At 45.4% G+C, this 26,755-nt stretch carries 27 protein-coding genes, 1 tRNA gene and 1 pseudogene; 12 read left to right on the top strand and 17 right to left on the bottom strand.

Annotation, left to right across the window (positions count from 1 at the left end):
- The first annotated feature begins 167 nt into the window (after positions 1 to 167).
- Positions 168 to 1,832, top strand: coding sequence for an energy-dependent translational throttle protein EttA (ettA, locus tag AC438_RS08375; RefSeq protein ID WP_053980805.1), 1,665 nt, complete (start codon positions 168 to 170; stop codon positions 1,830 to 1,832).
- Positions 1,833 to 1,930: 98 nt separating this feature from the next.
- Here the strand turns inward: ettA and epmA are convergent, their stop codons facing one another.
- Entirely contained in the window at positions 1,931 to 2,881 is a 951-nt protein-coding gene (gene epmA, locus AC438_RS08370; protein ID WP_053980804.1) for an EF-P lysine aminoacylase EpmA, read from the bottom strand.
- Between the two features lie 147 nt (positions 2,882 to 3,028).
- Between epmA and AC438_RS08365 the strand changes: the two genes are divergently transcribed.
- Together AC438_RS08365 and AC438_RS08360 are read left to right on the top strand one after the other, a co-directional pair.
- Positions 3,029 to 3,775, top strand: a complete 747-nt coding sequence (locus AC438_RS08365) for a pseudouridine synthase (RefSeq protein WP_053980803.1) — start codon at positions 3,029 to 3,031, stop codon at positions 3,773 to 3,775.
- A 3-nt stretch (positions 3,776 to 3,778) separates the two neighbouring features.
- Positions 3,779 to 4,813, top strand: a complete 1,035-nt coding sequence (locus AC438_RS08360) for a DUF6635 family protein (RefSeq protein WP_053980802.1) — start codon at positions 3,779 to 3,781, stop codon at positions 4,811 to 4,813.
- A 52-nt stretch (positions 4,814 to 4,865) separates the two neighbouring features.
- Here AC438_RS08360 and yfbR read toward each other — a convergent pair whose 3' ends face one another.
- The 5 genes from yfbR to polA form a co-directional block, all read right to left on the bottom strand.
- Positions 4,866 to 5,501 (bottom strand): 5'-deoxynucleotidase, encoded by a 636-nt coding sequence (gene yfbR / locus AC438_RS08355; RefSeq protein WP_156317038.1) that lies wholly within the window; start codon positions 5,499 to 5,501, stop codon positions 4,866 to 4,868.
- A gap of 21 nt (positions 5,502 to 5,522) precedes the next feature.
- Complete coding sequence (locus AC438_RS08350; protein ID WP_053980801.1) at positions 5,523 to 5,756, bottom strand: anti-sigma factor family protein; 234 nt, start codon at positions 5,754 to 5,756, stop codon at positions 5,523 to 5,525.
- 5 nt (positions 5,757 to 5,761) lie between these two features.
- Complete coding sequence (locus tag AC438_RS08345; protein ID WP_053980800.1) at positions 5,762 to 6,409, bottom strand: sigma-70 family RNA polymerase sigma factor; 648 nt, start codon at positions 6,407 to 6,409, stop codon at positions 5,762 to 5,764.
- Positions 6,399 to 7,025, bottom strand: coding sequence for a hypothetical protein (locus AC438_RS08340; RefSeq protein ID WP_053980799.1), 627 nt, complete (start codon positions 7,023 to 7,025; stop codon positions 6,399 to 6,401). The genes AC438_RS08345 and AC438_RS08340 overlap by 11 nt, the downstream gene beginning before the upstream one ends.
- 61 nt (positions 7,026 to 7,086) lie before the next feature.
- On the bottom strand, positions 7,087 to 9,840 hold the full coding sequence (gene polA, locus AC438_RS08335) for a DNA polymerase I (RefSeq protein ID WP_053980798.1): 2,754 nt from the start codon (positions 9,838 to 9,840) through the stop codon (positions 7,087 to 7,089).
- A gap of 174 nt (positions 9,841 to 10,014) precedes the next feature.
- On the opposite strand from polA, the gene AC438_RS08330 reads away from it, so the two are divergent.
- Positions 10,015 to 10,203 (top strand): DUF2986 domain-containing protein, encoded by a 189-nt coding sequence (locus tag AC438_RS08330; protein ID WP_156312517.1) that lies wholly within the window; start codon positions 10,015 to 10,017, stop codon positions 10,201 to 10,203.
- Positions 10,204 to 10,226: 23 nt separating this feature from the next.
- Here AC438_RS08330 and AC438_RS17390 read toward each other — a convergent pair.
- Both AC438_RS17390 and AC438_RS08325 read right to left on the bottom strand, forming a co-directional pair.
- Positions 10,227 to 10,334: pseudogene (locus tag AC438_RS17390) on the bottom strand (GNAT family N-acetyltransferase); the annotation flags it as partial.
- A 381-nt stretch (positions 10,335 to 10,715) separates the two neighbouring features.
- Complete coding sequence (locus AC438_RS08325; protein ID WP_053980796.1) at positions 10,716 to 11,072, bottom strand: 4a-hydroxytetrahydrobiopterin dehydratase; 357 nt, start codon at positions 11,070 to 11,072, stop codon at positions 10,716 to 10,718.
- Positions 11,073 to 11,418: 346 nt separating this feature from the next.
- Here AC438_RS08325 and AC438_RS08320 point away from each other — a divergent pair, with 346 nt between their 5' ends.
- From AC438_RS08320 to AC438_RS08290, 7 genes are all read left to right on the top strand, one after another.
- Positions 11,419 to 11,940, top strand: a complete 522-nt coding sequence (locus tag AC438_RS08320; RefSeq protein ID WP_053980795.1) for an FKBP-type peptidyl-prolyl cis-trans isomerase — start codon at positions 11,419 to 11,421, stop codon at positions 11,938 to 11,940.
- Between the two features lie 186 nt (positions 11,941 to 12,126).
- A complete protein-coding gene (locus AC438_RS08315) occupies positions 12,127 to 12,447 on the top strand; it encodes a c-type cytochrome (protein ID WP_053980794.1) in 321 nt (106 codons plus the stop codon).
- Between the two features lie 158 nt (positions 12,448 to 12,605).
- Positions 12,606 to 13,880 carry a hypothetical protein gene (locus tag AC438_RS08310; protein ID WP_053980793.1) on the top strand — a complete coding sequence of 425 codons (1,275 nt, stop codon included), beginning with the start codon at positions 12,606 to 12,608 and terminating at the stop codon, positions 13,878 to 13,880.
- 219 nt (positions 13,881 to 14,099) lie between these two features.
- The gene (locus AC438_RS08305) at positions 14,100 to 15,002 is read left to right on the top strand and encodes a MipA/OmpV family protein (RefSeq protein ID WP_082354038.1); all 903 of its coding nucleotides are present in this window, start codon (positions 14,100 to 14,102) and stop codon (positions 15,000 to 15,002) included.
- A 49-nt stretch (positions 15,003 to 15,051) separates the two neighbouring features.
- Positions 15,052 to 15,456 (top strand): DUF3019 domain-containing protein, encoded by a 405-nt coding sequence (locus tag AC438_RS08300; RefSeq protein WP_053980791.1) that lies wholly within the window; start codon positions 15,052 to 15,054, stop codon positions 15,454 to 15,456.
- A 45-nt stretch (positions 15,457 to 15,501) separates the two neighbouring features.
- Complete coding sequence (locus tag AC438_RS08295) at positions 15,502 to 16,194, top strand: winged helix-turn-helix domain-containing protein (RefSeq protein WP_053980790.1); 693 nt, start codon at positions 15,502 to 15,504, stop codon at positions 16,192 to 16,194.
- Between the two features lie 82 nt (positions 16,195 to 16,276).
- Entirely contained in the window at positions 16,277 to 17,581 is a 1,305-nt protein-coding gene (locus AC438_RS08290; RefSeq protein ID WP_053980789.1) for an ATP-binding protein, read from the top strand.
- Here AC438_RS08290 and AC438_RS08285 read toward each other — a convergent pair.
- From AC438_RS08285 to rlmE, 9 genes are all read right to left on the bottom strand, one after another.
- Entirely contained in the window at positions 17,561 to 18,172 is a 612-nt protein-coding gene (locus AC438_RS08285; RefSeq protein WP_053980788.1) for a protein-methionine-sulfoxide reductase heme-binding subunit MsrQ, read from the bottom strand. The genes AC438_RS08290 and AC438_RS08285 overlap by 21 nt on opposite strands.
- Entirely contained in the window at positions 18,172 to 19,116 is a 945-nt protein-coding gene (gene msrP / locus AC438_RS08280; protein ID WP_053980787.1) for a protein-methionine-sulfoxide reductase catalytic subunit MsrP, read from the bottom strand. Before msrP ends, AC438_RS08285 begins: the two co-directional genes overlap by 1 nt.
- 217 nt (positions 19,117 to 19,333) lie before the next feature.
- Positions 19,334 to 19,418 (bottom strand) — tRNA-Leu (locus AC438_RS08275).
- A 25-nt stretch (positions 19,419 to 19,443) separates the two neighbouring features.
- Positions 19,444 to 19,848, bottom strand: coding sequence for a preprotein translocase subunit SecG (gene secG / locus AC438_RS08270; RefSeq protein ID WP_082354037.1), 405 nt, complete (start codon positions 19,846 to 19,848; stop codon positions 19,444 to 19,446).
- A gap of 55 nt (positions 19,849 to 19,903) precedes the next feature.
- Entirely contained in the window at positions 19,904 to 20,668 is a 765-nt protein-coding gene (gene tpiA / locus AC438_RS08265; RefSeq protein WP_053980786.1) for a triose-phosphate isomerase, read from the bottom strand.
- A 218-nt stretch (positions 20,669 to 20,886) separates the two neighbouring features.
- Positions 20,887 to 22,227, bottom strand: coding sequence for a phosphoglucosamine mutase (gene glmM, locus AC438_RS08260; RefSeq protein WP_053980785.1), 1,341 nt, complete (start codon positions 22,225 to 22,227; stop codon positions 20,887 to 20,889).
- A gap of 65 nt (positions 22,228 to 22,292) precedes the next feature.
- Positions 22,293 to 23,135, bottom strand: coding sequence for a dihydropteroate synthase (folP, locus tag AC438_RS08255; RefSeq protein WP_053980784.1), 843 nt, complete (start codon positions 23,133 to 23,135; stop codon positions 22,293 to 22,295).
- Positions 23,136 to 23,206: 71 nt separating this feature from the next.
- Complete coding sequence (gene ftsH, locus AC438_RS08250; RefSeq protein WP_455324952.1) at positions 23,207 to 25,129, bottom strand: ATP-dependent zinc metalloprotease FtsH; 1,923 nt, start codon at positions 25,127 to 25,129, stop codon at positions 23,207 to 23,209.
- A gap of 179 nt (positions 25,130 to 25,308) precedes the next feature.
- Positions 25,309 to 25,938, bottom strand: coding sequence for a 23S rRNA (uridine(2552)-2'-O)-methyltransferase RlmE (gene rlmE, locus AC438_RS08245; RefSeq protein WP_053980782.1), 630 nt, complete (start codon positions 25,936 to 25,938; stop codon positions 25,309 to 25,311).
- A 205-nt stretch (positions 25,939 to 26,143) separates the two neighbouring features.
- On the opposite strand from rlmE, the gene AC438_RS08240 reads away from it, so the two are divergent.
- Positions 26,144 to 26,443 carry a YhbY family RNA-binding protein gene (locus tag AC438_RS08240; RefSeq protein WP_053980781.1) on the top strand — a complete coding sequence of 100 codons (300 nt, stop codon included), beginning with the start codon at positions 26,144 to 26,146 and terminating at the stop codon, positions 26,441 to 26,443.
- Positions 26,444 to 26,755: the final 312 nt, after the last annotated feature.

The raw sequence follows: 26,755 nt of genomic DNA, 5'->3' as shown, positions 1-26,755 counted from the left end.
TGTATACCACTAATAACTGAGATGACAGCCACTAGGGTGGCATTGTTCTTTATTTGGGTGGGCCGTAGCATTGCATTCCGATCTTAAGCTAAGTACCCTTCTTTGCATTCACTTTTGTCATTTTTTGGCATGCATTTTTTATCAAACTAATTTTTGAGGCTGTTTCAATGGCGCAATATGTTTATACCATGAACCGCGTGGGCAAGGTTGTCCCACCTAAGCGTGAGATTTTAAAAAATATCTCACTGTCGTTCTTCCCTGGCGCCAAAATTGGTGTACTCGGCTTAAACGGTTCGGGAAAATCAACCTTACTAAAAATTATGGCTGGATTAGACACCGACATTCAAGGCGAAGCGCGCCCTATGCCTGGTATTAAAGTGGGCTACTTACCCCAAGAGCCCGCACTTAACCCCGATAAAGACGTGCGCGGCAATGTCGAAGAGGGCGTATTTGAAGCCGTTAATGCACTCGCCGAGCTAGATCAGGTGTACGCCGCCTATGCCGAGCCCGATGCCGACTTTGATGCCCTAGCTAAAAAACAAGCCAAATGCGAAGACATTATTGAAGCTTGGGATGCACACAACCTGAACCACACCCTAGAAATTGCCGCCGACGCATTGCGTTTACCCGCATGGGATGCCGATGTGACTAAACTATCGGGGGGTGAAAAACGCCGTGTTGCATTGTGCCGCTTGCTACTATCACGCCCTGATATGCTTTTGCTTGATGAGCCGACTAACCACTTAGATGCGGAGTCGGTTTTTTGGTTAGAGCAATTTTTGCAAAACTTTAGCGGTACCGTTGTGGCGATTACCCATGACCGTTACTTTTTAGATAACGCTGCCAGCTGGATACTAGAGCTTGACCGTGGCCATGGCATTCCTTACGAGGGTAACTACTCGAATTGGCTAGAGCAAAAAGAAGCTCGCTTAGCGCAAGAGCAACGCGGTGAAGCCTCACGCCAAAAAGCCATGAAAGCCGAGCTAGAGTGGGTGCGCCAAAACGCAAAAGGTCGCCAATCTAAAAGCAAAGCCCGCTTGGCCCGCTTTGAAGAGATGCAAAACCAAGACTTCCAAGCCCGCAACGAAACCAACGAAATTTACATCCCGCCGGGTGAGCGCTTAGGCGATAAAGTTATCGAGTTTCACAATGTGAGTAAAGGCTTTGGTGACAGGCTGTTAATCGATAATTTAAACTTTAGTGTGCCTAAAGGCGCTATTGTGGGTATTGTGGGTGGTAACGGTGCAGGTAAATCAACGTTATTTCGCATGATTGCTGGCACCGACACGCCCGATAGCGGCGAAGTGGTTATTGGCGAAACCGTTAAAGTCGCCTATGTCGAGCAAGGCCGCGAAAACCTCAATAATGACGAAAGCGTTTGGGAAGCCATTAGTGGCGGCGCCGATATACTCAAAATTGGCAATTACGAAGTGAGCTCTCGCTCTTACGCGGGCCGCTTTAACTTTAAAGGCACCGATCAGCAAAAACGCGTGGGCGATTTATCGGGCGGTGAGCGTGGCCGTTTACATCTCGCCAACACTTTAAAGCAAGGCGCTAACGTATTGCTACTGGATGAACCCTCAAACGATCTCGACATCGAAACCTTACGCGCCCTAGAAGAGGCCATCGAAAGCTTTCCAGGTTGCGTGATGGTTATTTCGCATGACCGCTGGTTTTTAGATCGTGTAGCCACCCATACCTTAGCCTATGAAGACGAAAGCGAAATTGTCTTTTTTGAAGGCAACTATAGCGAATACCACGAAGACTTTATCAAGCGTAAAGGCAACAACGCACAACCTAAACGCGTTAAATACAAGCCACTCAAAAACTAAGCATTGCAAAAAAACGTGTCGAAAGGCTGCCCATAAAGCAGCCTTTTTTATGTCACTATTGAGAGGTCCCGAAATTGGGCTAACTATTATTGCCTCCCTTAACCCTGCGCAAAGGGTATAACGGCGGCAATATCTTTTTCCTGTAATAAACACATTAACAAGCGATCAACACCCAACGCGACACCGGCGCACTCTGGCAAACCGTGCTCCATAGCCGCTATAAAATGGGGGTCGGGGGTGATCGGTTGCAGGCCTTGCTTGCTGCGGGTTGCATTATCTTGTTCAAAGCGCGCGCGCTGCTCTTGTGGGCAGGTTAGCTCCCAATAACCATTCGCAAGCTCTAGGCCCTGCCAATACAATTCAAATCGCTTCGCGACTTTTTGGCCCGCGCTATTGTTGGCAATTTTTGCCAATGCACACTGGCAAGCCGGAAAGTCAAAAACAAATGTAGGCTCTAAAAGAGTGGGCTCTACGTGTTGGCTAAAAATTAAATCTAACCATGTACTTTTGGGGGTATTAGGCCAAGCGACATCAAAGTGTTGCAAGGCGTATTGAGCAAGCGCATCATCAGCGCCCTCGCCGGCAGTATGCGGGTTGAGCCCTGTTACACGCTCAAAGACCTCACCGTAAGCGACCTGTTTAATAGGCTCGCTCACGCCAACAGCTTGCAATAGCCCAGTAATATCGGCCATTAATGCGCCATCATCAAAACCACAACGGTACCACTCGAGCATGGTGAATTCAGGCCGGTGCCGCGAACCGCTTTCATCGGCCCGGTAAGCTTTGGCTAGGCTATAAATATCACCCATTCGCGCTGCCAATAAGCGCTTCATATAAAACTCTGGCGAGGTTTGTAAATATTGCGTGCTATTGCCGACCTCAACGACTAAGGCGGCCAAGTGCACATCAGTCACACTAAAATGGCCCAAAGCCGGTACATCGACCTCGGTAACTTGTTGCTGTAAAAAGTACGCTCTAATGGCGGCTAATAACTGCGCGCGGGCTTTTAGTGTTTTTATTGTGGCTGTGGGGGTAAAACCGGTGGTCATAAAATACTCAAATATCGCGTTTTAAAATAGTATTAGGTTACCCAAAGTTGCTTATAAATACTATGTGCGCCTAAATACTCTGTGTGCCGCTATGTGATAGCTCAGTGAATGATATGATGGCAGTCCTCAAAAAACCTATACCCTCTTATGAAACTCTCTCGCACCCGCCTCGATAGGTTTGTTAGCCTGCACACCGATATTGCCAAAAACAGTATCAGATTATTGATTGCCCAAAAAAAAATCACTATCAACGGCCTACTCGCTCACAGCGCCAACCAAACCATCACACCCTTTGACCAAGTAAACGTCACCGGCAAAATGCTCCCGCATAAAACCGCCCATTATGTTGTATTGCATAAACCTAAAGGTGTGGTTAGCGCAACACGTGATGATAAAAACCAAACCGTACTGGATATTATTCAGCACCCACATAAAGACGAGCTGCATATTGCAGGGCGATTAGACTTTAATACTACAGGGCTCATGCTACTGAGCAATGATGGTTTTTGGACACGCCATTTATCACTACCGGAGCTGTGTATTCAAAAACATTACCTTGTCACAACAGCCGACCCTATTACCGAGCAATATCGCACGCAATTTTTAGCCGGTATTGACTTCAATTTTGAAGGTATTACAACAAAACCCGCTGTACTCACAATCATCAACAGCCATCAAGCCGAGCTAGCACTGACCGAAGGGCGCTATCATCAAGTAAAAAGAATGTTTGGCTTTTTTAATAATACAGTCACACAGCTGCACCGCTTTGCGATTGGCCCATTACATTTACCCGCCAACTTGGCACCAGGCAATTACGCTGAGCTCACGCAGCAGCAAGCCTACAGTATGTTAAAACCCAATAACTCAAACCAAATTACACCAAAACCAGATTAGAATATGACCGAATCAAATAATACCTTCCAAGATGTAACACCGGCATTGCAAGCGGCGATTAACCGTGGTGCCCAGCGCTATTTTGAGCATTGTAAAAAGCGCATTCCAAGCTTTACTCAGCAGCATTTTAGCTACCCAGGTGCTTGGCACACCAATAAAGTCGCTTTTGGTTGGGATTTAATCAAAATGCCTGTTAATTTAATGTGGGCGCCTTTTTTTGTTTTATTGCAATTAACCGCTTTTATTTTGGGCAAGTGCAACCAGCACGCCTGGCGCAACCGCTTACTCAAAATACCTAATGGCTTTGGCACTGATGTACAAAAGCACAGCGTCAACATTATTAATCAGCATTTATTAGGTAACCGGCAAGACCCAAAAAAAGGAGAGCTACACCAATACATCGCCGATGAACTCGCCCGCACCTTGCAATGCAATCTGCATCAAGGTGACAACAATAAAAATAACAATCACAGCAGTAATAACGACACAATCAATACCGAAGCGCACAATCAAAGGTTACACGCGCAACGACAAAAAATCATTCAGGCTATCGACCCCATTACCACACAGGCACTCGAGCAATACGCCATTACACGCACCGCATCAGCCGATATTACCAATACGTTAATTAGCACGATTGCTGGGGCTTTAGCTTTTAAAAAATTCACCCCTGGTGGGCTGGGTTTAGGGATTATTGTGGCGGCGCTTAGCGCTAAACACCAACAAACCCAAACTTTTATTTTAGGCAGTACGCTAGGCGGGTATTACTACGAGATATTCCCACCCTCACCCTCCGCTGCGCTCATTATTACTTGTAGTTTTGGTGTTATGTGTACATTGGCCGTAGTGGCTTCTTTTTCGGGTTTAATCACCGACCCCATACAATACTATACAAGACTGCATCATTATCGCCTGCGCAAACTGATCACGCATTTAGAGCGTGATTTTATTCAGCAAAATAGCAGTAGTTTTAAGCCAAAAGACCAATACATTGCCCGTATTATGGATATATTTGACACCTTAAAAACACAATTTTAAAGGCTATAAAACGATGACTAAGGCGCTAAGGAACGAGGCAAGTGATTGCGCCCTATTGCGCCGGTAAACTACGCACTTTTTCGCTACCATTTAAAAGCTCATCAAGCGTGAGCTTATAGCTGGGGGCAAAGACTTCTAAAAATACATCAACCGCTGGAATATCTGAGCGCGCTAGTCGCATAGCAATATCTTCTGCCGCCTTAGAGAATTCACTATTACCCGCTTTAAGCTCTTCTTGGCATTTTAAAAAAGCTGCAATGGTATCGGCCCCTTTAATTAATTGCTTAATATCTTTAGGCACTTGCGAGCTAACCACTAAGGGCTCAAAGTCTTGCTGTAAATCGCGGGGAAGCAAGGCTATAAGCTCACGCTCAGCTTGCACCTCAACCTCTTTAAAAGCTGCTTGCATACCTTTTGAATGATATTTAATGGGTGTTGGCATGTCGCCAGTAATCACCTCTGAAACATCGTGATACAGTGCAGCGGTAGCTACGGCATTAGCATCATAGCAGCCCTCAAAGCGCCGGTTACTAATGAGCGCCAGTGCATGTGCAATCGTGGCAACCTCCCAGCTATGCTCCATCACGTTTTCGGGAATGGCATTACGCTTTAGGCCCCAGCGCACAATCCATCGAATTTTACTAATGTAAGCAAAAAAATGACTCACTGTTTGATTCATTTGCCCCATAAAAACTCCATCACTCTATTTTCACTTTAATTGGCTATCGCTATCATCGCTGTCGCTGGTATCAGTTTTTTGATCTTTGTTGTCATCGCCCCTTAAAAAGCTTTGCATTGAATGACTCAACTGTTCAATATTTTTATTAAAGTTACGGCAGTGTTTGCATATTAAAAGGTGAAACTTTAGGCTTATTTTTTTTGACAACGATAATGGCTGATCGTATTGACGAGAGGCAAGCTCGCTAGCTTTTTGACAATTCATATCAATTACCGATTTTTTTGGCTGGTATGCGTTAAATTTTTTTTAATGCTTTTTTGTAGTGTTGCCTGACGATCATCATGCAGCCAGTTATTGGCCATGCACTTTTGCAAACCCATTCGGGCTCGATACAAAAGTACATGCAGGTTACTTTCGGTAATTTCAACCTCTGTGCAAATTTCGTCAGAGGACAAGCCCAAAAATTCACGCATCATAAAAACTTGCGCCTGACTGCCTGGCAGCTTGTTTAAGCACAGCTCCAGTATCACCATAAATTGCTCTTGTTTTAAGCCTGCCTCAGGGCACTGCCACGGCATGGGCTTAGCCTCTTGCTGCCAATGGCCTTTTTCATTAAATTCTTCGGCATCAATGCTGTGCGTTGCTGGTGCTCGGCCTTGCTTGCGAATATGATCGAGCATTTTATTTTTTAAAATAGCGAACACCCAGCTTCTAAAAGCGGCACGCCCAGCAAAAGCCTTGAGGTTTTTAACCGCACCTAATAAGGCCTCTTGCACAATATCTTCGGCAATTTCGGCATCGCGTAGCTGGGTCTGTGTAAAGCGAATCATTTGCTCGCGCAACTGAGACATAAACCCCACATCATTAAAGTGTTGCGTCACTGAACTTTCAGCGTGCAATAGTGCATTACTTTGCATTGGGTAAACTCATCATTAAGAAACCACAAAAAGCCGGGTTATTGGGCTTTAAGCTTTCATCGATATGTGCTTTCATCTGTAAGATTTGCGCGCGATAATGTTGATAAAACGCCCAACTAGGGCTTGGCTTATAAAGTAAATCGGGTAACTCAAAGTGCGCAATAATGCCTTTAACCGTATTAGGCTTCATAAAAATTTCATCGTGTAGGCGATAATAAGCAGGTACAGCACTGATCAATGTCCACTTAGCCAACTTATCACGCTTTAGTAAATCACACTGCAAACTAAATCCAATACTGGCTTTGCCGTGTAATATTTCGTAAAGGCTATCAACCAATACCTTGCGCTCATCGCCCATCGCGGTATTAATAAAGCCTTTAAATTTAGGCTTCTCAAATAACGAGATCATTGATGAGCGACTCACCACCTTCACCCAATTATCGAGTAGCTCGTCGGGCTGGTTAAATCGCTCTTCGGCGAAGGACTCTACACAAAAATCAGCCAATTTATGCACATTATGCTTTTTACCGATAGCTATCATATCGGGGTGACTAAAACCACCGGGGTAGGCGCTGAAGAACTGCTTTTGGGCGTGTTTTAATTTTTGTAAATTCATACATTTACCCTAGAAATCTACCCAGCCGGTTGCCATTGCAGATAGAATACTTATTCATTATTTAGTGCGCTTCATCCCAGTTGTCGCCCATACCCGCCTCAACCAATAAAGGCACATCGAGTGTCATAGCCTGGCCCATTAAATCACACACCTCGTCTTTAAAGGTTTCGACGGCATCTTCTTTGACTTCAAAGACCAATTCATCGTGTACTTGCATAATCATTTTGGCGGGTTGGTTGGTTTCGGCCAGCCAATTATTCACTGTAATCATGGCAATTTTAATAATATCGGCGGCGGTGCCTTGCATGGGTGCGTTAATAGCGGTGCGCTGCGCTGCTTGACGGCGCATACCGTTGCGGTCGTTAATTTCGGGTAAATATAAACGTCGGCCGCCAAGGGTTTGTACGTAGCCCTTTTCGGCGGCATCGACGCGGGTGTTGTCCATATAATTTTTAACACCTGGGTAACGTTCAAAATATAGGTCAATATACTTTTGCGCCTCGGCGCGGCCAATATGCAATTGTTTGGCTAAGCCAAAAGCACTCATGCCGTAAATCAAGCCAAAATTAATGGCTTTAGCGCTGCGGCGCTGCTCAGCTTGTACATCGTCTAAAGCGACACCAAACACTTCTGCCGCAGTTGCGCTGTGTATATCTTTACCGTCATTAAACGCCGCGAGCAAGGTTTTATCACCCGATAAATGCGCCATAATACGCAGTTCAATTTGTGAATAATCGGCCGCGACTATTTTATATCCAGGCGGCGCGATAAAGGCTTTACGAATGCGCCGGCCCTCGGTGTTTTTAATAGGGATATTTTGCAAGTTAGGGTTATTAGAGCTTAAGCGCCCTGTTGCAGTGACTGCTTGATGATAAGAGGTATGCACACGACCTGTGTCTGGCGCAATCATTTGCGGGAGTTTATCGGTATACGTCGATTTAAGTTTGGCTAGGCCACGATGCTCTAAAATAAGTTTAGGCAATGGATAATCAAGCGCTAACTCTTGCAGTACTTCTTCGGCGGTAGACGGTGCGCCGCCTTTGGTTTTTTTAAGTACGGGCAAACCTAATTCATTAAAAAATATTTCGCCTAGCTGTTTAGGGCTAGCTAAATTAAATTCGCGCCCGGCTAAGTCAAAGGCCTCTTTTTGCAGCTCGGCTAAGCGCAGCGTTAATTCTTGGCTATGAGTATTGAGAACATTAGCATCAAGCAATACACCGTTGCGCTCTATGCTGTGCAATACATTCACAAGCGGCATTTCGATGCTATTAAATACCGATAATAATTCAGGCTGCGTCTCTAATTTTGGCCATAAAGCCAAATGTAAGCGCAAAGTAATATCAGCATCTTCAGCGGCATAGGGCGCGGCTTTGTCTAACTCGATTTGATTAAAGGTGAGTTGCTTAGCCCCCTTACCTGCGATTTCTTCAAAGCTAATATTGGCATGACCTAAGTGTGCTAACGCCAAGGTGTCCATATCATGACGCCCTAGCGAGTTAGACACATAGCTTTCTAGCATGGTATCGTATTTAAACGCTTTAAAGTCTATGCCGTGGTTGCTCAATACATTGGCATCGTATTTTAAATTTTGCCCCACAATGGGTGTATTGGCATCTTCGAGCAGTGGTTTTAATTGTGCGAGCACCCAATCACGCGCTAACTGCGCTGGCGCACCTAAATAGTCATGCCCAAAGGGTACGTAAGCGGCGCTGCCGGGCTCTACCGCAAAAGAGACACCAACCACTTGTGCTTGCATGTAATCAAGACTGGTGGTTTCGGTATCGAAGGCAAATAATTTTGCCGCTTTTAACTTTTGAAGCCACACATTAAAAGAGGCCTCATCGAGTATGGTTTCATAATGGGTTGGCGTACTCGGTGTTAATACCTCATCGGCGCTTTCGAGCACCGTGGGAGCCTCGGCTTTTGAAACTGTAGACTCAGCACCTGCCGCTTTCACCCAGCTTTTAAATTCAAACTCGGTAAACAGGGTATTTAGGGCCTCTTGATCGGGGCCGGTATTGGCCAGTTCATCGAGCGTAAAATCAAGCTCAACATCTTGCTTAATCGTTGCGAGCAAATAAGACAGCTCGGCCTGCTCTTTATTAGCTTCAAGCTTTTTGGCCATGGTTTTAGCGCCGCGAAAGCTGAGTGTTGCGACCTCGTCTAAGCGCTGATAAATTTCTTTAATACTGCCTAAGCCTTGCAATAAACCCAGCGCTGTTTTTTCGCCAACCCCTGGCACCCCTGGGATGTTATCGACTTTATCACCCATTAGCGCCAAAAAGTCGATGATTAGCTCAGGTGGAATACCAAATTTTTCTTTTACACCTTCGACATCCATTTTGGTGTCTGTCATTGTATTAACGAGCGTCACATGTTGATTGACCAGCTGCGCCATATCTTTATCGCCAGTTGATATGACAAGGTCACGCGAGTGCTCGGTGGCTATACGACCTAAGGTGCCAATAACATCATCGGCCTCTACGCCTTCAATGCAGATAAGGGGAAGACCCATCGCGCGAATAATGTCGTGTATGGGCTGAATCTGGCAGCGCAAATCGTCGGGCATGGGCGGCCGATTGGCTTTGTATTCGCTGTAAATTTCATCTCTAAAGGTTTTGCCTTTAGCATCAAAAATGACCACCACGGTACTTTGCGGGTAATCTTTGATGAGCCGACGCATCATATTAATGACGCCCTTAATAGCCCCTGTTGGTTGGCCTTTAGAGTTATTGAGCGGTGGCAGCGCATGGTAAGCGCGAAACAAATAAGAGGAACCATCAACAAGCACCAAAGGCGCGGCGGCAGCAGTCATAATAAAACCTAGTCGTAGAATAAGGGCAAAGAGGCCATACAGGCCTTGGAATAAGGCAATATTACCTCATAAGGCGCTCGCTTGCCGCTCTATGCCTTGCACTTGTCTGTGAAAATATCGCAGTGGCCTGTTAAAATGCCGCGCTTATATTTTACCCACTGCTATAGGCCCATTATGAACCGCCGTAAAAAAGTGAATCAAATACTGAAAAAGCGCGCAAAAAAACAAACGGCTGGCCAACTTCCCAAGCAAAAATCGAGTTATATCGCTAAAGCCAATAGAGTACCAAACGCCGAGCTAAGTAATGCCATCGATAGCAATACGGTTTATCCCGTCGCCAACGAGCCCGACAATAACGTTTAATGGCTAGATATTTTTGATAAGTGCTATTTGATGAGCATTAAAACCTCTAATGTCATTTTGCAACACCCGCGCTCCATGGCTATCTGCTCGACAAACTTAAACATTTGACGACTCACCCCCAGACCTCGATAAGAGGCAAGTACACGTTAAAATACCCTATTGTTATCATGTCACTATTCAGAGGTACCGAAATTGGGCACTAATGAATCATTGACTGGGCCGCTCAAGCCATCTATGACTTTGTACTCCCGCAAAATCTACCCCCACGCATCCATGCTGGGGCGGGCGCTATATAAGCACTCTCGACAGTTTACTCCTGCACTGTCTAACCCTTGCTTTCCCTGCAAGGCCCAGCGCTTAAATGCCCAGAACATAATCCATCAGCACCCTATCAGGTGAACTTTTTCAACTTGGTTGAATAGTGACGTCACAACAAAGATGAACACTATCAGTATTTAATAGAATACCGAGTGAAAATATCAACATAAGACCCGTATGCCACCTATAGCCGCCTACCGCACAGCATGGGGAGCCAACCTGTTATATATGCGCTGTGTTTTGGCAGCCATAACTACATCGGCGTGGTGTATATTTTGAATGTTGTGCGTCCACCATTGTACGCGCACTTGCCCCCACGCCACAGCCAATGTGGGGTGATGCTGATACTGCTCAGCCAGCGCCCCAACCGCGTTAGTAAAAGCCAATGCTTCGCTAAAATCTTCAAAATGATACGTGCATTCAAGCTTTGGGGCGTTGCCCGCGATACAGTCCCAAGAGGGGAGTTCTGCCAGCGCTTGGCTAAGCTCAGATGATGTTAATGCTTGCCCGTTTCTACCACATGGCAAGCAGTGTTGATCCGCCAATGTCATGCTCTCGTCCTCTCATTGGTGATTGAGTGTATTTATACGCAACCATTTGTATGCACCGAACTTGTATGCACCGAAATTGGGTGCTAATGCATCATTGACTGGGGCACTGTTGTCGTCTGCGACTCTTCGACTTTATACTCCTTACACAGTCTAATCCTGCACTTCATTATGCAGGTGCAAAGTCTATTCTATCCCCGCGCATCCATGCTGGAGTAGGCGCTATATCAGTGGTTCAGGCATTTAAATGCTCAGAATATAATTCGCCAGCATACTATCAGTGTGAGATTTGTCAGCTTGGCTGAATAGTTACGTTTATACTAACCACTTTACCAATCAAAGTAATGCTATGACCACTCATCAATATTTACTTACGCTCTTTGGATTAATCGCTTTAACTGGTTGTGTCAGCCATCCTATTGCTAACCCAACTCATCAAAACCAAAACGCCAAGACCAACTTAGCCTTTGCCGAGCAGTACTTGGCAGGTGTAAAGCTGCAACCGGGCACTCAGGTAACCGACAGCGGCCTCGCTTACCGTGTATTAAAAACAGGTTATGGCTGCAAGCCTACCGCCGACAGCGATATTACTATCTATTATCAAGCACAGCTCGCCGATGGCATGAAAGTGGTTGATAGCAGTTACTTAAGAGGCAGGCCCGATACCTACCCGCTCAACCAAATGATTGCCGCTTGGCGCGAGGCTTTACCAATGATGGCCGAAGGCAGTAGCTGGGAGCTGTATGTACCTCCACATCTAGCTTACGGCAGCCAAGGCGCAGGGAGAGCGATTCCACCCAATGCCGCCATGGCCTTTAGAATCGAGCTATTAAAAGCAGGCACCTGCGCTATGCAATTTAAGCGCGGATAATCTAGAGTTCATCGCAAATTCAGCTACAGCTTATATAATACTGAGCGCTGAAGGTCATCGAGCTAGGGCTTTTTTTCGTAAAATAACGTGATCGCCCAGCTGTTATATTGCCTAGTTTTTTATATCGCTGAGCAACTGCCCCAAGTACTTGCGCTTACTTTCTAATGGTTTTAACAGGAATTCAATATGAAGACAATTAATCACGCTATTATCGCAGCAACATTAGCCGCCAGTGTATTTGCCACTCCCGCTATCGCTGGTGATATTGCTGCAGGCAAAGCAAAAGCCGCCGTATGCGCTGCTTGTCATGGCGCCGATGGTAAAGCCATAATCCCAACATACCCCAACCTTGCAGGCCAACACGAAGAGTATTTAAAGCTCGCACTTAAAGCGTATAAAAACGGCGAGCGAAAAGGTGGCCAAGCTGCCATTATGGCCGGCATGGCAATGCCATTGTCAGATGCTGACATTGACAATCTTGCCGCTTACTTTGCCTCACTAAAATAAATTTCGCTCGTTCATAAAATAAAAAAGCCCAAGCACTCACTGCTTGGGCTTTTTTATTTCACACCACAAAAATATAATCCCAATATTCAACGCTAGATATCATTTGCGCTTATGCGTAGAATGCCGCGCTCTTTAAAATGTTGTATAGGAGCGGTAACATGGAAAAGCCATGGATTTTTTTACGTGCATTGATCAGTAGTGCAGTTTTGGCGGTCAGCCTTATTAGTTGTGGGAGTGGTGGCGGTGATGATGACAGTAGCGCGAGTAAAACCGGTGCGCCCAGCAACATTACCATTACATCGTTAAGCGATCAAAAAAACCAATACAACGAAGGCGAACGCGTCACATTTGACCTTAACACGCAAAACACGGCGGCAAGTATTGTCACTTATGACTGGGAAGTGGCTTTAATCGGTCAGGGTAGTATAGAGTTTACCGGCCAAGGTACCTCATCGATTAGCTTTATAGCCCCAGAAATTGACCGCGATAGCACGGTTTCTATTTCTGTAAAAATTGGCTTAGCTAACGGTACAATATTTGGCAATGATGAAGAAAGGACCTCGATAAGTATTATCGACATAAACACGCCGGCAATCACACTGATCTCGGGTAATGCCTTTAAGCTTGCATCAACACCTGTTGCCGCTATCGACCTAAGTAATATAGGAACGGAAGGCACTTGGCTTATCACTGAATATACCCGAGAGCAAACTACATTAGAGGGCATTGAATTAGTCACCGACATTGCTACGCGCCGCATTGCCTATACCCAACAAAACAGCAACGATGAAACGACTTTGCGCGGATGCACTAGCGATGTAAGCGACCCATTGAGCAATGTGCTTGACGCCCGTCTATTTACCTTACTACGCTGCCCCTCCGATAATATAGCCCTCCAATACTATCAAGACGGTAACAATATTACTGTCGAGCGCTACTGCGAGGGCACACTCAATAACGCTACCAACTTTCAATATATTAGCTCGGGCCATCGCAATGATCTTGGTCAACTGAATATCACTTTTGATAATTACGAGACGCTAGATCAAACCACTAACGTTTGCTTTAGAACAACTCGCCTTATCGCTCAGGGCGTAGACGACAGCAATATTAAGCTATCGCTATCCAGCGTCACTATTGAAGCTCAATATCAACAAAAAGCCTTCACAGCGTTATTATCAATGGATAATCTGCTTGACGGGCCTGAGAGCTATTTTCTTGGAAGCATATTTAGTGACTTCAATGAGCTCACCTTAACCAATGAGCTTTTACCCACCCTCAGCGGTCAAAAAATGAGTGCCGGAAGCATTCGCTTTGATAGTGCCGACCGAACAGGTCAGCTAGAGGGTAGGTTTAATGCAACGTTAAGCGATGAAGACAGCAACGACATTGATACAATTAACGGGACATTTTCCTTTAATTTAGAGATGTAATTGATCAAGCGTACCATCGATGAGCTCTGCACTACCTGATTGGTAAGGCAGGGCTCCATCTGTTATACACCAAAATAACTGCCCACGTAAGCCACCCCGCCAATTGCCAGCTCGCATGCACTATACACAAAACACACATGCTTATCAGCCGTTAGAGATTATGACATCCATTACAATTCTTAACGGTTTTATACGTAAAGGCATGGCACACTAAAGCCTATGACTAGACTATATCATCTTATACATCCTATCACTCAGGTGCAGCACTTTTTCATGCTCGGCTTGTTGGTCTTAAGCCTCGCACTGCTAATGATGCTGTTTAGCCTCAGTATTCAGGCCGAAGAGTCTAGCTGCCAAGGGGATTGCGTACCCGTAGGAAAATGGGATATTAGCGTAAGTGTTGGGCTCGGTATACGAACCAACCCCGTCATCAAACAAAAGAATGAAATATTTACCCTTGTGCCTAAGATAAGCTATTACGGTAAACGATTTTTTTTCGAGAACTACGATATAGGCTATACCCTTATCGACCAACAGGCCCACCAATTTAACGCGATACTGATATCCTCTGGATTTGAACAAGTCTTTTTTAATAACGGGCGTATTCACAGTATCGAGCTTGATAATAATACTGCACATTCAGACACTCCAGTCACAGATCACTCACGCCCAACACTCAAGCTCCATAAACGTCGTACTGCTGGACTCTCGGGCTTTGAATATACTTATATTCACCCTAATTTTGATTGGCAAACACAAATTTTACAAGATGTTACTCATATTCATGACGGTCATAAAGTTCGTACTGCCATAACAGTTCCTTGGGTGAACCAAAAAAGCCGCTGGGCATTTAGTACTGGCGCAACTTGGCAAAGTCAGCAGCTCATCGATTATTATTATGGTGTGGACGACACCGAAGTTTACGATGCTTCAAAAGCCTACCATGCTAACGCAAGTACGGCTTTTTATATTAAAGCGCAATGGGAGCGCCCGCTCAGCCAGCACTGGGGGCTACGCGCATTGGTCGACTATAAATGGCTAGGCAGTAGCGTTACGCGCAGCCCCATCATACAAGAAGACGCCCTATTAACTGCGTATTTTGCGGGGGTGTACCATTTTTAGCTATACCTTCCGTTTTGATTGCGTACGAGCTTTATCAAATCCCCCAACCATGCTGGCCTTTATCACAGGTTGCCTAGCAACACTTTTAAGCACAATACCTTTAAGCGCAAGCGCTGAAAATATCGCGCTGCCTGCTATTGAGCTCACACTTAAACCCAAGGTCTGCGTTTTAAGCCGTCGAGAAGAAGCTTGTTATGATGAAATTGATATTGCCTGGCAATCGGGCGCAGCATTAAATATTTGCTTGTATCAAAAAACGCAAAAAAATCCTCTTGCCTGCTGGCAAAATGCTCATTCTGGTAGCCATACAATGACTTTAAATACAGGAACAAGCCTCGCGTTCTTATTACGAGAAATGGACAACAATCAATTACTCGCCAGTCAAACATTTGAAGTTATTCAAGATCATAGGCAGTACCGCAGAGCGCGTCGTAATGCTTGGGCATTTTTTTAGATTCACCACAAACCTCTCCTGATAGACCTCCATGATAGGCATTCCATGACAGACACTATTTTATTAGCCGAAGATGATCTACGCCTTGCTCAGCTAGTCCATGATTATTTAACAGTCAATGGCTTTACCGTCATTATCGAGAGCAACGGTCTTAACGTGGCCGAGCGAATTAGACGCAGCATGCCCGCGCTATTAATTTTAGATGTTGGCTTGCCTGGCAAAAATGGTTTAGATATTTGCAAAGATATTCGCAGCCACTTCAACGGCCCCATTCTCATGCTGACGGCGCGTGATAGCGATGCGGATCAAGTATTAGGCCTAGAGTACGGTGCCGATGATTACGTCATAAAACCTGCCGACCCACGTGTATTATTGGCGCGCATCAAAGCACTATTACGCCGCAAGCAAACGCAACAGCCCGCAAGCCAACCCAATTTAATATTTAATAATTTTGTAATTAAGTGCGGACAACGTATTGCAGAGCTCGACGGTAAAGCACTCACTCTCTCAAGCCATGAATTTGATTTACTGCTATTAATGGCCAGTCAAGCCGATGAGGTACTGAGCCGTGAATATTTATTTACTAAAGTATATCGGCGCGAATACGACGGTCTCGATCGCTCCGTTGATGTCCGTATTTCACAACTACGCAAAAAACTCAATGGCAATCAAGATAGACCCGAAAAAATAAAAACTATTTGGGGTCGAGGTTATTTATTTGCCAGCGATGCATGGTAATGGCGAGAACTAATACTCTAGCTACATTTCAAAAATCATCGCTCTTTTTTGCATTTTTTATTCAGCCGGTAAATAAACCGTTATGAATCGTACGTTTTTATCACTCTATGCTGTAATTGTTTTATGTGTAATACTCGTGGGGTGGGGGCTTGATGAGCTTTGGCAGTATTTTAGCCCGCCCCCAGTACTCACTCCCGCCCAGCTCGACCTACTGACCTTAATCGAGCGACAACTCGATACACCCGCCGCGCCCCAGCACTTCGATACACTCGGCAGTCAGGTTGATATATTGCATTTAGATGACTTTGCTCAATCCTCTTTTACCCAAAAATTAGCAACGGGCGCACCCATTTTATTACACAACAAACAAGGAGAAGAGCAAATTTACAAACGGGTGCAAAGTCATACAATTCAAAATCATAAGGTTATTCGATTAACCCTACCAAATGCTACGGCACGCAAGCACAATAATATTTTATATCCGTTGCTACTCACCTTATTTTATAGCTCCATTGGCTTGGCTGTTTTTCTTTGGGTGTGGCCGCTTATGCGTGATGTGCGTAAACTTGAGCGCCACACTCAGCATATTGGCAAGCACAGCCTCCCAGAAGTGGTCACCGTAATGCGTGGCTCGGCACTTAAAAACCTTGCCAGCGCTTTTAATATCATGGCCGGCCGTATTAAAGACTTAGTCGCAAGCCACAAAGAAATGACCTATGCAGTCAGCCATGAATTGCGCACACCACTGGCTCGCATGAAATTTGCGTTGGCCATGCTGCAAGATACTAGTGACACACAAAATACTCTAGCGAATAATCATATCAGTGGCTTAGCTCAAGATATTAACGAGATGGACGCCCTGATTACGCAACTGCTGAGCTATGCCGGTTACGAGCAAAGCTGCGGTCCCTTAGAGCAACAGCAAGGCGATATGGCCTTTTTAATTAGCGAGCTAATTCAGCGTGCAAAAAAAACTCACTCAAGTCAAAGTCAACACACTTGTGCCATCAACATTACCCTTGTATGCAAAAACCAGCAAACTCATGCAAGCTGCGACTGGCAACTCATGGAGCGGGCTATCTTTAATCTTATACATAACGCACTACGCTTTGCACGCAGCCAGATAGTGGTATCTTTTGATGCGAGTGATTCGGCGTATTATTTAATTAGCGTGGCAGATGATGGCCCTGGTATTCCAAGTGAGCAACAAGCTAGAATTTTTGAGTCATTTGTGCGCTTAGAGTCAACACCTAATGCACAAGTACGCGGATTTGGCTTAGGGTTGGCCATTGTACATCGCGTACTAAAATGGCATGAGGGGACAGCCACAGCTAACACAAGCGCCACAGGCGGCGCTCAGTTTATTTTACAGTGGCCGGCTAAATAATGTAGTGACCACTTTCAATCTAAACATCATAAGAAATAAATAAGCGCCGGCATACCACCAAAAGCTTGAATAATCGGCCCGAATGAGCCAAAAAAAGTGCACCAAAACCAAGGCATCTATCAGGTAAACCAAACGGTGCAACGCTATCCAGCGCTTTCCCAGTGCGCGTTGCGCTTTTTTATTGGAGGTAGCCACTAAAGGCAGCAATAAGCAAAGCGCTATAAATCCTACCGCTATATAAGGCCTATCTTTGACATCGGCCCATAAAAAATGAAAGTCAAATGACAAGTCAAAAATCAAATAAATTAAAAAGTGAAGGACCGCATAAAAAAAAGCGTACAAGCCCAAAATTTTGCGCCAAGGCATTAAATACTTAACATGCCATTTTCGATCAAACCGCAACCACCTTACCGCAGGGGTGACAGCCAAGCTCAGTAATAAAGCCGTTAAAGCCCAGCGCCCAGTTTGATGGGTGAGCGTTTCAATAGGGTTAGCGCCTAAGCCTCCAAACGCGGAAAGCGCCACCAGATACAATGCAGGTAAGACACCCAAAACGTGCCCAAGCCACCGTGTGAGAGTTTTGAGCGCCATTAAATAAACCGTGCGAGATCCATATTTTTATATAAATGCGCAACCTGTTCTTGATAACCATTAAACATTAATGTTTCACGCTTAAAGAGTTCACCAATACGCCGCTCGCGCGCCTGACTCCAGCGTGGGTGGTTGACTTTTGGATTAACGTTGGAATAAAAACCATATTCGCTCGGCTGCAATGTATTCCAGCTGGTTTTTGGCTGCTCTTTCACAAACTCTATTTTCACAATCGATTTAATACTTTTGAAGCCATACTTCCACGGCACAACTAGACGAATTGGCGCACCATTTTGGTTGGGTAGTGTTTTACCGTATAAACCTACCGCCATAAAGCTTAAAGGGTTCATCGCCTCATCCATACGCAAGCCTTCACGATAGGGCCAGCGAATGACCGGACGGTTTTGCCCTGGCAATGGCCGACCCTCATCATACAATGTATGAAACGCCACATATTTGGCATCACTGCTAGGCTCAAAGCGCTTGAGTAATGAGGCCAAGCTAAAGCCCAACCAAGGGACAACCATCGACCAAGCCTCAACACAGCGCAAACGGTAAATGCGCTCTTCAAAGGTGTGGGGCTGTAGTATGTCTTCGAGGGGGTATTTACCCGGCTTTGCACATAGACCACCCACCTCAATACTCCAGGGGTCTGTTTTAAGCTTATCGGCATTTTTGTAGGGGTCTGTTTTGCCAGTGCCTAGCTCATAAAAATTATTGTACTGCGTAATATCTTCAAGGCTATTGAGTTTTTCATCAATCTTATACGTCGTTTTTGCCGCAGCCGCCTTTTGCTCGAAGGGCGTACCCGCTGCAAAGCTCGGCATTACTGTAACCCCTAGTGCACCAGCTACACCAGTACTTAAAAAATCACGTCGCTTTAAATAGGTCGCCTCTGGCGTAACTTCAGACTCACTCAGCGTAGGAATAACGGACTTAACCATAAAACGACCTCTAAGAATAAATGGCGGCTAATGACATACAGCCTATAACTATACGCAGCAAAAGTCACAAAGGCATCACAGGTTTATTATAGTTGTACTTCAAGGCTTATTGAGCAAGAGCCATAACTAAGATGAGCTACAACGAACAAGTACCAGAAACAAAAAAAGCCCCGCAATGCGGAGCTTTTTGAGTACTTAGATTAATCTAAGGTTTTTTTGGTGCCCTGGGCCGGACTTGAACCGGCACGACCGAAGTCACTACCCCCTCAAGATAGCGTGTCTACCAATTTCACCACCAGGGCGAGGACGCGCATTCTACTGGCTTTACTACTCTGTTTCCAGTGCTTTTGCAGCGTTTTCTAAAGTTTTTTGGGGATCGTTAGCGTCACCCTCCAAAGCCTCTGCACTACCTGCCTGTAAATCAGTCGTATTGTTTTCAATATCACCAACAGCAGACTCTATGACGGCTGAGTCAGGTAAAAAATCTTCATCAATAACCGAGCTATTTTTAGCCACAACAGCCAAAGTCACACTCGTGATGAAAAATAACGCCGCTAAAATGCCAGTCATACGAGAAAAGAAATTACCGGTACCTGCAGCGCCGAATACAGTTTGCGATGAACCAGAACCAAAAGATGCACCCGCTTCTGCTCCTTTACCTTGCTGCAGCATGATTAAGCCAATAATGCCCAGAGCCAAAAGAACATGAACGACGAGAATAAAATTTTCCATAACGCTTTGCCTTTATAAAGTGCTTTTATTTATTGCTAACAACCAAGTTAATGAGTTAAAGCTCGGCAGCTTTGCAGATTTCGATAAAATCGTCGGCTTTGAGGGCTGCTCCGCCTACAAGGGCACCGCCGATATCCGGTTGGGTAAAAAGTGCTTCGGCATTCTCAGGCTTAACACTTCCACCATAAATTATTCGCGTAGCTTGACCGGCTGGACCAAGTAGCTGTCGAATAAATGCATGAACCTCTTGGGCTTGATCAGGTGTTGCAGTAACGCCCGTACCTACAGCCCAAAGGGGCTCGTACGCAATCACGCATCGGCCCAGTTTTTCTTGTCCGCAGTAGTCAAGTACCGCACCGACCTGACGCTTAATAATAGCCAGTGTTTCGCCCGCTTCACGCTGCTCGGGTGTTTCACCCACACATAAAATGGGAGTCATTAATGCTTTATGCGCCAAATCAAATTTACGCGCAACTAAGGCGTCAGTTTCATTATAAAATCGGCGACGCTCTGAATGCCCTGTAATAACAAACTGGCAACCCAAGTCATGTAGCATTTCTGCCGAAACATCACCCGTATAAGCGCCCTCTTCAAACTGACTACAGTCTTGTGCGCCTAGGGCGATATTGGAGTGCGCTAAGTGAACACTGCTCGCTTGGCCAATGTGAACAAATGCAGGACAAACAACAACTTCAGCTTGATGAACACCTGTCCACTGCTCTGTAATGCCTTCTAATAGCTCACTTACAAATGCGCTGGTGCCGTTTAGCTTCCAGTTGGCAATAATAAGGGGGCGCCGTTTAGTACTATTATTTACCACGCAACTATGCCTTACTCACCCAGTGGCAACGCACTCGGTGATGACTTAAATAAATATACACAGACAAATCCTTAACCACTAGAGCGCGTTAAACATTTTGTCCAGATAAAAAGGCTGGCAATGGTAGCGAAAGAGGCCCACTAACACAATAAAAATGCTCAGATAAGCCGTAAAATTAGAGCTATACGGCTTTTTTTAGTCTTTAACGACTTGTATTGTTATAAGCCCGCCTCTTCTACCGCTGCTGCGAGCTGTTCGGCCACAGTTTGGACTTGCTGCTGATCTTTGCCCTCCACCATCACTCGAACAACAGGCTCAGTACCCGATGGCCGCAGTAAAACACGCCCAGCATCACCCAACTCTAATTCAGCATGCGCTAGTGCTGCTTTTACACTGTCATTAGTGTTGAGTGCGGCCTTGTCTGTACAAGGTACATTGATCATAACTTGGGGCATTTTTTGCATACCTTGTTTCAATATGCCCAGCGGTTTATCTGATGACTTCACCGCCAGCAAAGCTTGTAACGCCGCAATAATACCATCGCCAGTGGTGGTTGCGCAGCGACACACAATATGACCTGACGACTCACCACCTAGGGTCCAGTCGTTTTTGTTCATCTCCTCAATAACGTAGCGGTCGCCCACGTTGGCACGAATAAAGGGTATATCCAGCTTTTTAAGTGCGACCTCAAATCCAAAGTTGCTCATCAAGGTGCCGACAACACCTTTAAAGTCATCGTTGTGCTGACTTTTGTACGTCGCTATCAGATAAAGCAACTGATCACCGTCGAGCACTTCACCTTGATCATCAACAAACATGACCCTGTCACCATCGCCGTCAAAGGCAACCCCCAAATCGGCATGGGTTTCGAGTACATGACGCTGTAAGGCCTTCATTTTGGTTGAGCCGCAATCAAGGTTAATATTTAACCCGTCAGGGGCAATGCCTATAGTGGTTACATTGGCGCCCAATTCACGAAAAACCTTTGGAGCTACACTGTAGGTTGCGCCATTCGCGCAGTCTAAAGCAATGTTCAAACCTTCTAAATTAAAGCCCCAAGGCACACTTCCCTTACAAAACTCGATATAACGCCCTTCGGCATCTTCTAGCCTGCGCGCTTTACCTAATTTTTGAGCAGTCTGCATGGGTTTTTCAAGCTCAGCTTCAATCGCAAGCTCTACCTCGTCACCTAATTTGGTTCCCTGCGAACCAAACAGCTTAATGCCGTTATCGGTATAAGGATTATGGGAAGCGCTAATCACTATACCGGCAGCGGCTTGAAAAGTTCTGGTTAAGTAAGCAATAGCAGGTGTTGGCATAGGGCCAACTAAACCGACGTCAACGCCTGCGGCAATCAAACCAGACTCCAAAGCCGCTTCAAACATATAGCCCGATATACGCGTATCCTTACCAATAATTACCATTGCAGGTGCGCCACCGACTTTATTTTTCGCCAAAACACGGCCCACAGCCCAACCCAACTTCAGGAAAAATTCAGGGGTGATGGGTGCCTCACCGACTAACCCGCGAATACCATCTGTACCAAAATATTTTTGCATAAATACCTCTTAAAATTCTTATAGGCTCGCAAACCATGTTGCCCCGCAAGCCCGCGTCCCGCCGCTTACTTAGCGTGAGTTAGCTGATAAACCTTTACCACATCTACCGTTGCGGCCACATCATGTACTCGTAATATTTTTGCACCTTGTTGCAGAGCAACTAATGCTAGCGCTAAGCTGCCGGATAGGCGCTCATGCACTTCACGGCCCAACAACCGGCCCACCATCGACTTGCGTGATGCACCAAACAAAACACCAGCGCCCAGATCTGTAAATATCTGCAAATGCTTGATTAATTCCAAATTATGCTCATCTTTTTTACCAAACCCAATGCCCGGGTCTAACAGTACCTGCTCCGATGGCATACCGGCATCGCAGCAGGCTTTTAGGCGCGAATACAAAAAAGTATAAACCTCTTTTGTGCAGTCTGCGTACTCAGGGTTGTGTTGCATAGTTTGAGGGTCGCCTTGCATATGCATCAAGCAAACAGGTAACCGAGTGCCTACCGCTGCCGCCATAGCCCCCTCAAGCTGAAGCGCCCGAACATCATTAATCAAGCCAGCCCCAGCCGCCGCGGCCGCTTTCATCACTAGAGGCTGGCTCGTATCAACTGAAATCACTACGTCGAGGTTTTTGTGGATCAGTTCAATGACTGGCAGGACTCGTTCAAGCTCTTGCTCAACATGAACGCGAGAAGCCCCTGGCCGCGTTGATTCACCGCCGACATCAATAATAGAGGCACCCTCTTTAACCATTTGAGCTGCTTTTATTAAAGCTTTTTCGGCATTAAGCCGACCTTCACTATGAAGCGCTGCGCCATCAGAAAAGGAGTCAGGCGTGACATTGAGTATGCCCATCACCTGAGGTTCAGACAAGCATAGTGCTCGAGTTGCACACTGTAATTTCATGAAATACCGTCAAAAACAAATAGCCATAAAAAAGGCCAGGGGGAAACCTGGCCTCAGCATGACGAATACATTTAGCTTTCTTTTGCTGGACCGCCAACAACAGGCTTAGCCGAATCGTCGTCTTGTTGTTTAGAGGCGCCGGGATCATTATCGGAGCCGCCACCAAAGTCACCTTCACCCCAACTGCGAGGTGGACGAACTTTGCGCCGAGCCATCAAGTCAGCAACTTGTTCAGAGTCAATCGTCTCATATTCCATTAGCGCATCTTTCATCGCCTCAAGCACATCACGGTTCTCTTCTAATAATGCTTTAGCTCGCTCATAGCAACTATCGATAATAGCCCGAACTTCAACATCAATGGTCTTTGAAGTCTCTGATGAATACTGTGGATTACCTGACCCTGGCATACCTGTTTCATCTTCACCATAATGCAAAGGTCCAAGAGCCTCACTTAAACCCCATTTAGTTACCATGTTACGAGCCATTTGGGTAGCCCGCTCAATATCATTTGATGCGCCGGTTGTTACGCCATCGAAACCTAAGGTCATTTCTTCAGCAATGCGTCCACCAAACAAAGAACAAAGCATCGACTCTAAGCCGCGCTTACTGTAGCTGTGCCTGTCCTCCTCTGGAAGATATTGAGTAACACCTAAAGCACGCCCACGGGGAATAATACTCACTTTATGTACAGGGTCATGCTCTGGTACTAGGCACCCAATAATCGCGTGGCCAGCCTCATGATAAGCTGTGTTAATTTTCTCATTCTCATTCATTACCATAGATTTACGCTCAGCGCCCATCATGATTTTATCGCGTGCACGCTCAAACTCTTCAACACCGACAAGGCGCCGATTAGAGCGCGCCGCAAAGAGTGCTGCCTCATTAACTAAATTGGCCAAATCGGCGCCAGAAAACCCCGGTGTGCCTCGCGCAATCACAGAGGCAACAACAGCTTCATCTAAAGGCACTTTGCGCATATGTACTTTTAATATTTGCTCTCGACCACGAATATCAGGTAACCCTACGAAAACTTGACGATCAAAACGTCCTGGTCGCAATAATGCTTTATCGAGCACGTCAGGGCGGTTAGTTGCCGCAATCACAATAATACCCTCGTTACCCTCAAAACCATCCATTTCTACAAGCAGTTGATTAAGTGTTTGCTCACGCTCATCATTACCGCCACCATGACCGCCACCACGATGACGGCCAACAGCATCAATTTCATCAATAAAAATGATACAAGGCGCTTGTTTTTTAGCTTGCTCAAACATATCGCGGACGCGCGAAGCGCCTACACCAACAAACATTTCAACAAAATCCGAGCCCGATATAGAAAAGAAAGGGACTTTAGCCTCACCAGCGATGGCCTTGGCTAACAACGTCTTACCTGTACCTGGAGGGCCGCTCATCAAAACGCCACGAGGTATACGCCCCCCAAGGCGCTGAAATCGAGAGGGGTCTTTTAAGTAATCTACAAGCTCTTGTACTTCTTCTTTAGCCTCATCCACACCTGCAACGTCAACAAAAGTGGTTTTGATTTGGTCTTCACCCAATAAGCGAGCCTTGCTTTTGCCAAAACTCATTGGACCACCTTTACCGCCAGCTCCGCCTTGCATTTGCCTCATGAAAAAGATGAATACGCCAATGACGATCAAAATAGGAAAGCTAGCCACTAATAACTGCTCCCAAATGCTCGGACGCGAGATTTCAGTACCAGAAACTAAAACATTTTTATCGAGTAAATCGTCAATTAATTTGTCATCCGGAATATTGGGCCTCACAACACGAAATGATGTATTGTCAGTGCGCATACCATAAATCATCTCTGCCTCGGTACGCACTTGAGCTACTCTACCGTTTTGCACCTCTGTGACAAACTGGCTATAGCTCAGCTCATTTCTAGGGGTGGTATCGCTAAAGTTTTGGAACACTGAAAATAGCACCAAAGCAATAACGAGCCATAAAATCACATTTTTCATCATATCGTTCAAAAGGGTTCCCCTTTAATTACCTCAGCAAATGGTAAATTTCCATTTTGCATATAATGTATTGCATCGACTGCAGTATAGCGACTTTAAGCATTGGCACTATTCATACATATACTTGACAGCAGATCATCTTTTATTCTCCCCCTACTAATACGCGCATAGCCCATACAAAGCTTAAAACATTAATTAGAATGAGGGTTATAACCTTTAGCAACTAAATAAACCTCTCGAGAGCGCGCGCGCGAAGCGTTAGGCTTACGAGTCATTACTTTTTTAAAACAAGTCCGCACATCTTGAATCCATGTATCAAACCCCTCTCCCTGAAACACCTTGCAGGTAAATGAGCCGCCAGGCTTTAACACGCTGCGGGCCATATCTAAAGCCAGCTCAACAAGGTACATAGATTTAGGCTGATCAACATCTGCAATCCCGCTCATATTGGGGGCCATATCAGAAATTACAACATCAACAAGTCGCCCATCAAGTCGTGCTAGCAATGCATTAAAGACACTAGCCTCTGTAAAGTCACCCTCAACAAACTCCACACCAGCCAATGAGTCCATGGGTAAGATATCACTCGCCAATACAAACCCTTTGTGGCCTACAAGTTCTGCTGCCACTTGGCTCCAACCTCCCGGTGCCGCACCTAAATCAACAACCGTCATACCAGGTAATATCAACTTATCCTTTTCATTTAGCTCTTTTAACTTATAGCTTGCTCTTGATCGATAACCATCATCTTCAGAAGCTTTGACATAAGGGTCTCTAAAATGCTCCTGTAGCCATTGACCACTACTTTTCGACTTACCCATACTTTATAATGGCCTCATAATAACCGATTAACCTTTTTTTACCCCACATTCACCTTTTATATTTATAAAAGGGTAGAATAAGGACATTCTCTGCCAAAACAGGGTATGTTACGCAAACCCTTCTATAATGAGAAGCCCAACCTTAAAGTGCGCAGTTATTTTCTCTTTGCGCCCAAATGCATACGTAACACTAAGGCTTGTGTATATGCCACTTTCAGCTGCTTTAAAAAAACAATATCGGACCGTAGGTCACAATTTAAACCCCATTGTTACCATTGCGGGTAACGGGCTCAGCGAAACGGTCCTTGCCGAACTTGAAAGAGCTTTAGAGGATCACGAGCTCATTAAGGTTAAGCTCGCGATTACAGATCGCTTAGCACGACAAGAAACCATTCAAACGCTCTGCAATTCGTGTCGAGCGGAGCTCGTTCAAGAAATTGGCAAGGTTGCGCTAATTTATCGAGAGGCTCGTCAACCCAAAGTGCATAAATCTAACATACGCTAGTGAATGCAAGCCCACAATGGAAGGTTAAATACTTATGTAATTAACCTTTTTTATTAACTAAAATTTTGTTTGCTTACTAAATATTTGCAAGCACGCGCTCATATTACCTGCAGCTCTTCTATATATTTTAAGCGCCATTCTATTACTCGCGAGAACCAACAAGGTATATTAATCTCACGACCACCTCATATCCAACCCTCAAAACCTTCGCACTTAAGCAGCCTTCAATCATCCATCAGAAGGGACTGCGCTCTCAATGGCAAACCATAATAAAGAATAGGCTAAAAAATATACTTAACGTAAAAACCCCCT

This window comes from Marinagarivorans algicola (assembly GCF_001292705.1).
Lineage (GTDB): Bacteria > Pseudomonadota > Gammaproteobacteria > Pseudomonadales > Cellvibrionaceae > Marinagarivorans > Marinagarivorans algicola.
The sequence above is the reverse complement of the archived record's forward strand: the minus strand, read 5'-3'. Positions and strand labels throughout refer to the sequence as shown.